The sequence below is a fragment of the Pseudoalteromonas sp. S4741 genome, from assembly GCF_005886135.1.
Taxonomy (GTDB): Bacteria; Pseudomonadota; Gammaproteobacteria; order Enterobacterales; family Alteromonadaceae; genus Pseudoalteromonas; species Pseudoalteromonas tetraodonis.
In genome coordinates, this window is sequence record NZ_PNCN01000144.1 from 1 (window position 1) to 11,901 (window position 11,901).

The window sequence follows — 11,901 nt, forward strand, 5'->3', positions numbered from 1 at the left end:
ATATTAATCATTTTGCTATTATTTGATGTTTGTTTTAATATTAATATTATAATCTTTTTTTGATATTTTTTATTTATTTTTTATTTTTTTTTTTTATATTTTTTGTATTATTTTTAATAGAAAGTGGTGGGCGCAGGAGGATTCGAACCTCCGACCGCCTGGTTCGTAGCCAGGTACTCTATCCAGCTGAGCTATGCGCCCACTTTCATATTTACTTATTTATACTCTAAGTGAGAGTTGAAAGTGGTGGGCGTAGGACGTATCTAATAAGAATGAACCTCCGACCGCTTGGCGTTAGCCAACACTTTACTTATTTATACTCTTAGCAGGAGTTGCAATGAAAGTGGTGGGCGCAGGAGGATTCGAACCTCCGACCGCCTGGTTCGTAGCCAGGTACTCTATCCAGCTGAGCTATGCGCCCACTTTCATTTTGCTTGTTTTAACTCTAAGCAGAGCGTTCTCTAAAAGAGAGTAAAGTATGGTGGGCGCAGGAGGATTCGAACCTCCGACCGCCTGGTTCGTAGCCAGGTACTCTATCCAGCTGAGCTATGCGCCCATACTTTATTTTACAAGATGCGCCATTTAAAAAATGGTGGAGAGGGAGGGATTCGAACCCTCGATAGAGCTACAAACTCTATACTCCCTTAGCAGGGGAGCTCCTTCGGCCACTCGGACACCTCTCCGTCTTGTGGGGCGTATAATAAAGATTTCAGAAAATATGTCAAACACTTTTCTGACAAAAGTGACTATATGGCTATAGATTGCACATATGTTTAGTTTTACAGTGAAATTAGTTCGAAATTTAATCGGGTTAGGCATTTGGCGTGCTTGAGTTTACACCCATCACTGGTACTAGTTCGTCCGTAAGTTCAGCAAGGTATTGCTCTTGATAGCCTAACTTCTGAAACTCGGCAATACACGCACGATAATATGCTTGTCGCTGTTGTTCAGTGGTGTTTTCATCAGATAAAGGTTCTACTTGTTTAACTTTCATATTATTTTTCTAAGTCCTTTAGAAATTTTTATTTTTACGACTAAGAATGACAGCATATAAATTTCCGCCACATTTCAGCTAAAAAATTTACATAAATACAACACAATGTTTAAAAAACAATCATACCAAAAAGTTATATCACTGCTGTAATGTTGCTAAGCAGTGGAGTAACCATATGCGAGTGAAACTGAATTAAAGGTTAATTGCTCTTTATACCTAGACTTCATTATTAATGTGAAAACAATTAATTAAAAGACTTAATGAGCAGTTTAGGCAATGTCTCACAAACAATAGGGCAAAAAAAACGCCGCTAGTTAGCGGCGTTGATAATTTTTTAGTTTATTCCTTCAAGCTTAGTCTGCTTGTGGGCGCATATGTGGGAATAAAATAACATCTTTGATAGTTGATGAGTCAGTAAACAACATGACTAAACGGTCAATACCAATCCCTTCACCCGCTGTTGGTGGTAAACCATACTCTAACGCGCGAATGTAGTCTTCGTCGTAGTGCATTGCTTCATCATCACCTGCGTCTTTTTCTTCAACTTGGCGAGAAAAACGCTCAGCTTGATCTTGTGCATCATTAAGCTCAGAGAAACCATTTGCAAGCTCACGGCCACCAACAAAGAATTCAAAGCGGTCAGTTACAAATGGGTTTTCGTCGTTACGACGTGCAAGTGGAGACACTTCCCACGGATACCCTGTGATAAATGTAGGTTGGATAAGCATATGCTCAGCCGTTTCTTCAAATATTTCACATAAAAACTTACCCGGGCCCCATACGCAGTTTTCAGGAATTTTAACATGCACTTGTTTTGCGTACGCTTTTAATTCTTCAAAGTGGTTTTCTGGGTCGTTAAATACCGCAGCATCAAACTCAGGGTTATATTTTAAGATTGCGTCGCTCATGCTTAAACGTGTGAACGGTTGACCAAAGTCATACTCTACTGAATCAATCACTTCACCGTTTTCATCTTTAGTGGTGTTAACAACGATTGGGCTACCCAATACGTTAGTTGCAACTGTACGTAACATGTCTTCGGTGATGTTCATTAAATCAATGTAGTCAGCGTATGCTTGGTAGAACTCAATCATGGTGAATTCTGGGTTATGACGCGTTGATAACCCTTCGTTACGGAAGTTACGGTTAATTTCGAATACACGGTCAAAACCACCTACTACTAAACGCTTTAAGTAAAGCTCAGGCGCAATACGTAAGTACATGTCGATATCAAGTGCATTATGATGAGTCACAAACGGACGCGCAGATGCACCACCAGGAATAACCTGTAGCATTGGCGTTTCTACTTCCATAAAATCGCGGTCTGCTAAAAAGCGACGAATACCTTCAACCACTTGTGAGCGAATACGGAATGTTTCACGCGTTGCTTCGTTAGTAATTAAATCAACATAACGCTGACGGTATTTCGTTTCTTGATCCGATAGGCCATGGAATTTTTCAGGAAGTGGACGAAGTGACTTAGTCAGTAGTTCGTACTCAGCCATATCTACGTATAAATCACCTTTACCCGATTTATTAAGTGGCCCTTTAACACCAATAATATCGCCAATATCAAGCTGGCCATATTTTGCTTTTAAATCTTTTTGTACGTCTTTTGATGCATAAACTTGTACACGGCCTTTCATATCTTGAATAGACATAAACGGACCACGCTTAGCAAGAATACGACCTGCAATCGATACTACGTGCTGTAATTCGATTAATTCTTCTTTACTCTTATCACCAAACTCAGCCTGCAAATCTGCCGTGTAATGCTCACGACGGAATTGGTTTGGATGACCGTTGGCTGGGCAATTTGCGCGAATAGCGTCTAATTTGCCGCGACGCTCAGCGATTAACTTATTTTCGTCTTGGATTTGATCAGTCATTTTTTAGCTCTTTTTTAGCTTGGTGGTTATAAGCCAGATTTTAAGCTGGCTTCAATAAATTTGTCTAAGTCGCCATCGAGTACCGCTTGAGTATTACGGTTTTCAACGCCGGTACGTAAATCTTTAATACGCGAGTCATCAAGTACGTAAGAACGAATTTGACTTCCCCAGCCAATATCAGATTTGTTGTCTTCTTGGCTTTGCTTTTCTGCATTTTGCTGTTGTAGCTCAAGCTCAAATAATTTCGCTTTTAACTGCTTCATTGCTTGGGCTTTATTTTTATGCTGCGAGCGCTCGTTTTGACACTGCACCACAGTATTAGTTGGCACGTGAGTAATACGTACCGCTGATTCAGTGGTATTTACGTGCTGACCACCCGCGCCTGATGCACGGTAAACGTCTATACGCAAGTCAGACGGATTAATGTCAATTTCAATATTGTCATCAACTTCTGGGTAAACAAACGCAGAAGCAAACGAGGTATGACGACGACCACTTGAGTCAAATGGACTTTTACGAACGAGGCGGTGTACGCCTGTTTCAGTGCGTAACCAACCATAAGCGTATTCCCCAGAAAAACGCACCGTTGCGCCTTTAATACCGGCAACATCACCATCGGTCGCTTCAACAAGCTCTACTTTAAAGCCTTTTGCTTCACCCCAGCGTAAATACATGCGAAGTAAAATATTACACCAGTCTTGCGCTTCAGTACCGCCAGAACCTGACTGTAAATCAAGGTAGGCATCGTTTGAATCGTGAGAACCTGAAAACATACGACGAAACTCAAGCCCTTCAAGCTGCTGATTTAAATCAGCTAGTTCACTTTGTGCTTCATCAAAGGTGTCTTGATCTTCGGCTTCAACAGCAAGCTCTACTAACCCTTCAACGTCGTCAGTACCCGCCACTAAGGTGTCAATGGTTTCAACAACGGCTTCTAGTGCTGACTTTTCACGACCAAGGGCTTGTGCGCGCTCAGGTTCATTCCATACGGCTGAATCTTCAAGTTCGGCGTTAACTTCTTCTAAACGTTCTTGTTTAAGAGCGTAGTCAAAGGTACCCCCGAAGCAGTTCAGTACGTTCGCGAATTTCCTTGATTTGATTAATCACAGGATTCACTTCAAACATGTACATTACTCCAAAATGGCTAGGTTATTGCGCACTTAAAAAAGAGACTGAGCGCAATTAAAAATCATCAAATAATAAAAACGCCCGATTTTAACAAAAAACCGCGCGTTTTATTAGCCTTTTATGCATGGTTTGAAGATATTTTTTAGCCCACTTTTTCAAGCTCTCTTACAATCAGTTGTAAGCTAAATTTACCTCTAAATTCATTTATATCGAGCTGGTACGCTACTTTAACAAACTGCGCCTCGGTATCTGGCCACGCTTTTACATCAATGCCAAAAGCTATGGCGTCAACTAAACGTGCAGATTGGTGTTTAAGGACTAACTTTAGGTGTTTTTCACCTACAATGCGCTGCTGTATCACTTCAAAGGTGTGTTCAAATATCGGCTCAGGAAATTGCTGCCCCCACGGGCCTGATTGCTTTAATAATTGTGCAAAATCCATGCTAAAGCAGTCGTTAGGTAGCTCACCATCGGTAAACACAATGCAACGTTTACTTTCTTCACTGAGTTGCTCGCTAACCGCACTATCAAACGCACGTTTAAACTCAGTAAATTGCTGCTCGTTAATACTTAACCCTGCCGCCATTGCGTGGCCGCCAAATTTATTAATTAAACCAGGCTGCGCGGTGTTTAATCCCTCAAGTAAGTCGCGCATATGCAAGCCTTCAATAGAGCGACATGAGCCTTTAATTTCACCGTTTTCACCACCGGCAAATATCACAGTTGGCCGGTGGTACTTTTCTTTTAAGCGCCCGGCTAAAATACCAATTACCCCTTGGTGCCAATCGTCTTGGTACAAACAAATGGCATCGGGCACACTGTCTTCTTTAAAGGCGAGCCTATCGAGCACCGCTTGCGCTTCTACTTGCATGCCTTGCTCTATTTCACGTCTGGCAAAGTTTAAGCTATCAAGCTCACCGGCTATGCGCCTTGCTTGATTTATGTCTTTGCTAAGTAAACACGCTATGCCTAGACTCATGTCGTCTAAGCGCCCTGCTGCATTTAAGCGTGGAGCAAGCGAAAAACCAAAGTCACTGGCGCTCAAACGCGCGGCATTGCGATTAGCCACTTCAATCAGTGCGGTAATACCTGGGCGAGTTTTACCGCTGCGAATACGAGCCAAGCCTTGGTGCACTAAGGTGCGGTTATTCGCATCCAGTGCTACCACATCGGCTACCGTACCTAACGCTACAATATCAAGCAAATCAGCTATATTTGGCATAGGATGATGGTTAAAGTAGCCTTGTTCACGCAGCGCACTTCTCAGGGCAATGAGTAAATAAAACGCCACACCAACACCAGCTATCGACTTAGAAGGAAAATCACAGTCATGACGATTAGGATTAACAATAGCATCGGCATTCGGCAGTTGCTCGCCTTGTAAATGGTGATCTGTAACCAGCACTTTAATGCCTGCGGCTTTAACAATATCAATCCCTGCGATACACGATATGCCATTATCGACGGTGATCACTAAATCGGGCTTCATTGTCACTATTTGCTCAGCCAATGCTGGGCTTAAGCCGTATCCTAAACTAAAGCGGTCTGGTACTAAGTAATCTAAGTGGGTAAAGCCAAACATGGCCAGCCCTTGCATTAAGGTGGCGGTGCTGGTTGCGCCATCGGCGTCAAAATCGCCCACAATAAGTATTTTGCTTTGTGCGTGTAGGGCTTCAATTAACAGTTGGCTGGCTTTGTCTATATCTTTAAAAAGTTTGAAGTCGTGGAGTGTAGCTGCGCTATTGTTTAGCTCATCGGCATGGGAAACATTTCGCGTGGCATAAATTTGCTTAATAACAGGGTGAAGATGGCTCGGCAGATGAGAGTCGTCAACGGGTTCTCGCGCAATGATCATTTTTTTCATGCTAGTTTTTAACTTATGATGTTCATGATAATAAGACAAAAAAAGGCCATTAAGGCCTTTTTAAACACATACTCGCGGTATCACTTAGCCCGCTTTGTTAGCCTCAAGCGCTGCGCTTAATGCCGCAGCAGGCTGATAACCTGGGATCATCGTGCCATCTTCTAAAATAATAGCCGGTGTACCGCTAATACCAAAACTCTGGCCTAACTGATAATGCTCAGCAACAGGTGCGCTACAGCCTTTAACAATTTGGGTATCTGCACCTGATTTAGCTTCAGTTAATGCTTCTTGCTGATCTTTCGCACACCATACATTCATTAAATCAGCATAACCAGATCCTTGCAGACCGCCGCGTGGAAATGCTAAATACTTAACGGTAATACCCGCATCAAGTAAGTCATCTAGTTCACGGTGTAATTTACGACAGTAACCACAGCTAATATCGGTAAATACAGTAATGCTGTGCTTCTCTTCAGGCGCTTTGTAAACAATCATTGAGTCTTCGTATTCTTTTAACCCTGATTGGCGCACACCATTAAGTGCTTGCTCGGTTAGGTTACTACGGTTGTTTAAATCGATTAGCGTACCTTGCATTAAAAATTGACCGTCAGGACTTGCATACAGCACACCTTTATTGGTGATCAATTCTTTTAAGCCTGCAACTGGGCTTGGATTAATTTGTTTAACGGTTACCCCTAGCGCGGCAAATTTCGTCACGATAGGATCATTGGCATCGGGTGTTACTGCAACGCCATTAGCAAAGGCGCTCAAACTAGTGCACAACATGGCACCTGCTAACATTAATTTTTTCATAACGGGTTCTCTATCTTAAAAATACTTATCTTATCGTGTCTATATGACCGGCTTAGTGACAAAAAAATTCGCTTAAGCACGAGGATGATGCTCAGCATGTACCGATTTTAATCGTTCATTCGCTACATGCGTATAAATTTGGGTAGTTGATAGGTCGCTGTGGCCAAGCATCATCTGCACCACACGCAAGTCAGCCCCATGATTTAATAAATGCGTTGCAAATGCATGTCGCAAGGTATGGGGTGATAACGGCGACTCAACGGATGCCAAAATAGCATAGTGTTTGATCCGATGCCAAAAAGTTTGTCGTGTCATGCCTACCCCTCGTTTAGAAGGAAACACAAAATCGGTGGCATGTTTTATCATTTGTGCTCGCCCAAGCTTTAAAAATTGCTCGAGCCAGTACATGGCCTCTTCACCTAATGGCACTAATCGCTCTTTGTTACCTTTACCTTTTACAAACACCACAGCTTGGCGCAAATTTATTTGCTCCATTCTAAGTCCCACCAGCTCGGTTACCCGCAGGCCTGTTGCATACAGTAACTCCAGCATGGCTTTGTCGCGCAGACCCATTGGCTCTTCAATGTTGGGCGCACTTAATAGCGCCTCTACTTCAGCCTCAGAAAGCGTTTTTGGTAACGACTGCCCCGCTTTAGGCTGAGCAATATTAACCATAGGTGAGTCGCTAATTATTTTTTCGCGTACAAAGTACTGATAAAAACGTTTTAATGCACTAATACTGCGTGCAGTACTGCGTGGTTTTAGCCCTAAATCAACGCGGTGTGCAAGGTAACTTTCAACGTCGAGGCTGGTTACCGTCATTAAGTTTTCGCCTTTTAAAAATTGGCAAAACTTATCTAAGTCACTGCGATAAGCGCTCAGTGTGTTTTCACTTACGCCTTGCTCTAAATAGAGGCTATCTAAAAAGGTTTCTAAAAAGTCGCTATTGCTGCTTAGCTCAGTATTTTGTTCAGGTAAATCGTCAGATAGCGTTGTCACGTTGTGATCTCATGTTGGTAATACCACGGGAGAAGGTATCAATTAAAAATACCTTACGGTAAACTTGAGCCTATCATAACAGGCAATTACACAGTGATAAATACGATGCAGATTGGTTTATTTTTTGGTTCTACTACCTGCTATACCGAAATGGCGGCAGAAAAAATACGCGACATTATTGGCGCCGATATCGTCAGTTTACACAATATTAAAGACGAACCGCTTAAAAACGCTGAGCAATACGACTTTATCATTTTTGGTATCTCAACGTGGGACTTTGGCGAAATTCAAGAAGATTGGGAATCAAAGTGGGACGACATAAAAGACGTTGACCTAAATGGTAAAACTATAGCCTTATTTGGCATGGGCGATCAGCAAGGGTATGGCCAGTGGTTTCAAGACGCGTTAGGTATGTTGCACGATGAAATAAATGCTCAAGCCATTACTCAACTTGGCTTTTGGCCTAACGATAGTAATTACGAATTTGAAGCATCAAAAGCACTTACCGAAGACGGTAAACAGTTTGTAGGTTTAGCATTAGATGAAGACAGTCAGTACGAGCTAAGCGACGAGCGTATTGCCACTTGGGTAGAACAAGTGATGACAGAGTACGCTGAAACCCTATAACTCACTATTGCAAAGAGCGCTGCCATGCAGCGCTTTTTAATTCTTAACTATTCTACTTTTAACCAGTATTGGTTACGGTAAAAAAAGCCCACATAACCACGCACTTCAAGTTTTTCGCCATTTTGCTGCGGTGTTAAACGCACGCTGTAGGTTTTACCATTATTTGGGTCGAGTATTTCACCGTCTTCCCAACTACCGTCACCCGCATAGGTCACATCTTCAATAATGGTCATCCCCAACATAGGCTGATTCTTTTTATCACCATCACACTCGGCGCAAAGTGCATCTTGCTTGGCTTTATTGAGTATTTTTTCAATTTTACCAGTCAGCACACCATCTTGCTCAGTAATGCGTACGTACGACTTAGCCTCGTTAGTCTCTTCGTTAATAGTTTTCCAAAGCCCAACCGGTGTGGGGTTAGCAAAAATCTCAGAGGTGTTAAATAAGCTACCCGCTAAAAGGGCTAGTAATAGTATTTTTTTTGTTTTTTTAGTTAATAAATTCATCAGATCACTTTAAACATGAGTCAATAATGGTGCCATACTAACAACCCTTTATAAAACACTCTACGTAAAAATGCTTTAGGCATACAGCGTGGTATTACATATTTAAATAAAACGCCTTGCACAGTGCAATGTAGTCTTGACTGTAAGCATTACTTAACTCCCTTATGCATAGGGTGCTTTTACTTACTTCGCAATCATCAAAACTAAAAGTCATCAAACTGCGGCTAAAGGGCTTATTTGGCATAGCTTGTACTTGGCAGTGACGATTTAAATACAGCCCTTGCTGCTGTGCTAATGTTATAAATAACTGCGCCTCAGTGGTGGGTAAAATAAGATTAAAACGCGAATGTTGATGACTTAGGTGCCTAAACGCACCAAGCAGTTCTGCAAAGCTTAAACCATCGGTATGTCGAGCGATATTTCGCGCTGCATTATCACCTTTTAAACTGTGATTGAAATAAGGCGGATTAGCTATAACACAATCAAATAAACCAGCAGCCTCAAACTGCTGAATAGACTGATGGTAAATACTAATATCCGGCCAAGGGCTTTGCTGGCAATTTTGTAAAGCCTGCTGGTAGGCGGCTTCATCAACTTCAACCGCGCTCACCTTTAAATGTGGCGCTCGTTGCTTACACATTAGAGCCAGTAACCCTGTACCTGTTCCTATATCAAGTAACGTATTTGCGTGGCTTAAATCAGCCCATGCGCCCAGTAAAATACCATCGGTAGAGACCTTCATGGCGCACTGGTCGTGCTCAACCTTAAATTGTTTAAATGCAAAACCAGACATTTTTTCACCTTTTCATTCACCAAGCAGGTTTAAGTGCGTATAATTAACGGCAATTGTCCCCTATTTTTGACACTCTATGCAATTTTCTGAATTTGATCTTGATGATAAGCTACTCAATGCTATTAATAAAATGGGCTATGAAACTCCCACTAGCATTCAACAACAAGCCATTCCTGAGGCGTTGCAAGGACGCGATATTTTAGCGTCTGCACCAACAGGTACAGGTAAAACGGCGGCATTTTTAATTCCGGCAATTCAATATTTAATGGATTTTCCGCGTCGTGATCCGGGCTTTGCACGGGTATTAATTATGACCCCAACGCGCGAGCTTGCTTATCAAATTCATGAACAATGTGAGTTACTTGCAAAGCAAACCCAGTTAAAAATTGGGGTGGTTACCGGCGGTATAAACTACGGTACACACAAAGAAATTTTTGAAAATAATAACGACATTTTAATCGCCACACCTGGGCGTTTAATGGAGTATTTGGAAACCGAAAACTTCCACGCAGAAAACGTAGAAATGCTCATTCTTGATGAAGCCGACCGCATGCTCGACATGGGTTTTCGTAAAGAAATGCTGCGCATTTGTGATGAAGCTAAAAACCGTCGTCAGTGCTTTTTATTCTCAGCCACCCTTGAAGGTGACAGCGTAGAATTATTTGCTGAGCGTATTTTAAACGATCCCGCGCTACTTGAAGCCGAATCATCACGCAAAGAAAAAGCTAAAATACATCAATGGGTTCATTTAGCGGATGATTATCATCATAAACTTGAGCTATTAGTTAACACCTTAAATGGCCCTGATGTTAGTAAAGCGATTGTGTTTGTAAAAACCCGTGAGCGTCTTGAAACCCTTATTGGTGAACTAACCAATAACGGCGTAAAAGCTGCGTGGCTACGTGGTGAAATGCCACAAGACAAACGCATGAAAGCCATGGAAAATTTCCACAGTGGCAAAACTCGCATTTTGGTAGCAACTGATGTCGCCGCGCGCGGTATTGATGTAGCTGATATAAGCCACGTAATTAATTTTGATATGCCTCGCACTGCGGATGTATACGTACACCGTATTGGCCGTACGGGTCGTGCTGGTAAAAAAGGTATTGCAATTTCACTCATTGAAGCGCACGACATTGGCATACTTTACAAAGTAGAACGTTACATAGAGCAAAAGCTAAAACGCCGTGTATTTAAAGGATTAGAGCCAAAGCATAAAGAAGCCAAACCACCGGTTAAAAAGCGTAAAGATCCAGTAAAAATGAAAGCAAAGAAAAAAGCCAAAGCTAAAAAGAAAAAATAGCTTTAGCTTTAACACATTTAATTGAGCCGACGTTTGTCGGCTTTTTTGTGGCTTAAAAACAGTGAGTAAGCTATTCATAGTAATATGTAAAAAATACTTAGCTGAATAACTAATTAATAAAATAGTAATTTATTTCAAATAGTTAATCTTGGAATGAAACTTGTAACCCTATCGAATATACGAGTATTAAAACGCCGAGTAATGGCATTGTTTTTTAGTAACACACTAAGGATATAGTTATGAGTCGCATTAAATTTACTATCGGTTTTATTTCGTTTTGTTGTTTATTTTTATTAGCCTCTGCTTTTAAAGTCAGTGCAGCAACGCATTTAGCTGTAGTTAGCAGTGTGGCTACACAACCTAATTTACAACAATCTATTACTCATGAATTGCGCACTAACCCAAATTTAAAGTTAGAAAAACTAAACGTACACGTTAATGACGGTGACGTTGAACTTAAAGGCGAAGCCAATAACGGTTTTGAACGCGCTCTTGCACAAAAGTTTTTAGAAAATATGGATGGGGTTAAAATCATTCATAACAAAATTAGTGTCATTTAATATAACTTTTTCTTAACTAATACACTTAACTTATCCCTCAGCGCTGCTTGTTTCTCCAACACAAGCGGCGCTTTTTTATAGTTTGCACAATATAATTCACTGCAGAGCATATTCCCAAGCCAGTTTAAATACTTAATTAAATGCCTTTTAGTTTACGCATCAATCGCGACGCTCATTGCAGCTGCTTATACTTTTGAAACCTTTATTTATAAACACTTATTATAAAGCGCTTACATCAAGCTTGGGCTCTAGTTCGGTTGATTAAATAATCTATTTTGAGATGAGAAACCTTATCGATATAGTTTTCTAATTGAGACGTTTTTAAGGCAGTTAGCGCAAGGCTTTAATTACTTCAGGTTATCAATTGAGTCTGTTGTTCTTTCAAGGTTGAATTTGCAGCAGTCTGTTTGGTATTTAGCCAAAGG

Annotated in this window: 11 protein-coding genes and 4 tRNA genes; 3 read left to right on the plus strand and 12 right to left on the minus strand. The window is 41.3% G+C overall.

Translation table 11 applies throughout. The annotated features are described in order from the left end of the window. Positions 1-124: 124 nt before the first annotated feature. The 10 genes from CWC30_RS16255 to xerD form a co-directional block, all read right to left on the minus strand. Positions 125-201, minus strand: a tRNA-Arg gene (locus tag CWC30_RS16255). 143 nt (positions 202-344) lie between these two features. Next, positions 345-421, minus strand: a tRNA-Arg gene (locus CWC30_RS16260). Between the two features lie 58 nt (positions 422-479). After that, a tRNA-Arg gene (locus tag CWC30_RS16265) sits at positions 480-556 on the minus strand. 34 nt (positions 557-590) lie between these two features. Beyond that, positions 591-683: transfer RNA gene (locus CWC30_RS16270), tRNA-Ser, on the minus strand. A gap of 128 nt (positions 684-811) precedes the next feature. Further along, on the minus strand, positions 812-994 hold the full coding sequence (locus tag CWC30_RS16275) for a hypothetical protein (protein WP_036980126.1): 183 nt from the start codon (positions 992-994) through the stop codon (positions 812-814). Between the two features lie 353 nt (positions 995-1,347). Continuing rightward, positions 1,348-2,883 carry a lysine--tRNA ligase gene (lysS, locus tag CWC30_RS16280; RefSeq protein ID WP_008467803.1) on the minus strand — a complete coding sequence of 512 codons (1,536 nt, stop codon included), beginning with the start codon at positions 2,881-2,883 and terminating at the stop codon, positions 1,348-1,350. Between the two features lie 26 nt (positions 2,884-2,909). Continuing rightward, a protein-coding gene (gene prfB / locus CWC30_RS16285; RefSeq protein ID WP_096038752.1) for a peptide chain release factor 2 occupies positions 2,910-4,008 on the minus strand; the annotation gives its coding sequence in 2 pieces (ribosomal slippage) (positions 2,910-3,932 and positions 3,934-4,008; 1,098 coding nt in all). 145 nt (positions 4,009-4,153) lie between these two features. After that, entirely contained in the window at positions 4,154-5,875 is a 1,722-nt protein-coding gene (recJ, locus tag CWC30_RS16290) for a single-stranded-DNA-specific exonuclease RecJ (protein ID WP_138627623.1), read from the minus strand. An 84-nt stretch (positions 5,876-5,959) separates the two neighbouring features. After that, the gene (gene dsbC / locus CWC30_RS16295; RefSeq protein ID WP_036980127.1) at positions 5,960-6,688 is read right to left on the minus strand and encodes a bifunctional protein-disulfide isomerase/oxidoreductase DsbC; all 729 of its coding nucleotides are present in this window, start codon (positions 6,686-6,688) and stop codon (positions 5,960-5,962) included. 72 nt (positions 6,689-6,760) lie between these two features. Further along, complete coding sequence (gene xerD, locus CWC30_RS16300; protein ID WP_008110662.1) at positions 6,761-7,687, minus strand: site-specific tyrosine recombinase XerD; 927 nt, start codon at positions 7,685-7,687, stop codon at positions 6,761-6,763. Positions 7,688-7,792: 105 nt separating this feature from the next. Here xerD and fldB point away from each other — a divergent pair, with 105 nt between their 5' ends. Further along, the gene (gene fldB / locus CWC30_RS16305) at positions 7,793-8,314 is read left to right on the plus strand and encodes a flavodoxin FldB (protein WP_008467792.1); all 522 of its coding nucleotides are present in this window, start codon (positions 7,793-7,795) and stop codon (positions 8,312-8,314) included. Positions 8,315-8,361: 47 nt separating this feature from the next. Here fldB and CWC30_RS16310 read toward each other — a convergent pair whose 3' ends face one another. Next, complete coding sequence (locus CWC30_RS16310) at positions 8,362-8,820, minus strand: DUF2147 domain-containing protein (RefSeq protein ID WP_138627624.1); 459 nt, start codon at positions 8,818-8,820, stop codon at positions 8,362-8,364. Positions 8,821-8,914: 94 nt separating this feature from the next. Beyond that, positions 8,915-9,613 (minus strand): tRNA1(Val) (adenine(37)-N6)-methyltransferase, encoded by a 699-nt coding sequence (locus CWC30_RS16315; RefSeq protein ID WP_138627625.1) that lies wholly within the window; start codon positions 9,611-9,613, stop codon positions 8,915-8,917. 76 nt (positions 9,614-9,689) lie between these two features. On the opposite strand from CWC30_RS16315, the gene srmB reads away from it, so the two are divergent. Both srmB and CWC30_RS16325 read left to right on the plus strand, forming a co-directional pair. Then, positions 9,690-10,916 carry an ATP-dependent RNA helicase SrmB gene (gene srmB / locus CWC30_RS16320; protein ID WP_036980134.1) on the plus strand — a complete coding sequence of 409 codons (1,227 nt, stop codon included), beginning with the start codon at positions 9,690-9,692 and terminating at the stop codon, positions 10,914-10,916. 239 nt (positions 10,917-11,155) lie between these two features. Continuing rightward, positions 11,156-11,476, plus strand: a complete 321-nt coding sequence (locus tag CWC30_RS16325) for a BON domain-containing protein (protein ID WP_036980135.1) — start codon at positions 11,156-11,158, stop codon at positions 11,474-11,476. Positions 11,477-11,901 lie beyond the last annotated feature (425 nt).

What these genes read in the sequence shown, in the direction of transcription:
- CWC30_RS16275 (WP_036980126.1), bottom strand. Translation starts at nt 994, where the DNA reads ATGAAAGTTAAACAAGTAGAACCTTTATCTGATGAAAACACCACTGAA.
- recJ (WP_138627623.1), bottom strand. Translation starts at nt 5,875, where the DNA reads ATGAAAAAAATGATCATTGCGCGAGAACCCGTTGACGACTCTCATCTG.
- CWC30_RS16325 (WP_036980135.1), top strand. Translation starts at nt 11,156, where the DNA reads ATGAGTCGCATTAAATTTACTATCGGTTTTATTTCGTTTTGTTGTTTA.
- srmB (WP_036980134.1), top strand. Translation starts at nt 9,690, where the DNA reads ATGCAATTTTCTGAATTTGATCTTGATGATAAGCTACTCAATGCTATT.
- dsbC (WP_036980127.1), bottom strand. Translation starts at nt 6,688, where the DNA reads ATGAAAAAATTAATGTTAGCAGGTGCCATGTTGTGCACTAGTTTGAGC.
- CWC30_RS16315 (WP_138627625.1), bottom strand. Translation starts at nt 9,613, where the DNA reads ATGTCTGGTTTTGCATTTAAACAATTTAAGGTTGAGCACGACCAGTGC.
- lysS (WP_008467803.1), bottom strand. Translation starts at nt 2,883, where the DNA reads ATGACTGATCAAATCCAAGACGAAAATAAGTTAATCGCTGAGCGTCGC.
- fldB (WP_008467792.1), top strand. Translation starts at nt 7,793, where the DNA reads ATGCAGATTGGTTTATTTTTTGGTTCTACTACCTGCTATACCGAAATG.
- CWC30_RS16310 (WP_138627624.1), bottom strand. Translation starts at nt 8,820, where the DNA reads ATGAATTTATTAACTAAAAAAACAAAAAAAATACTATTACTAGCCCTT.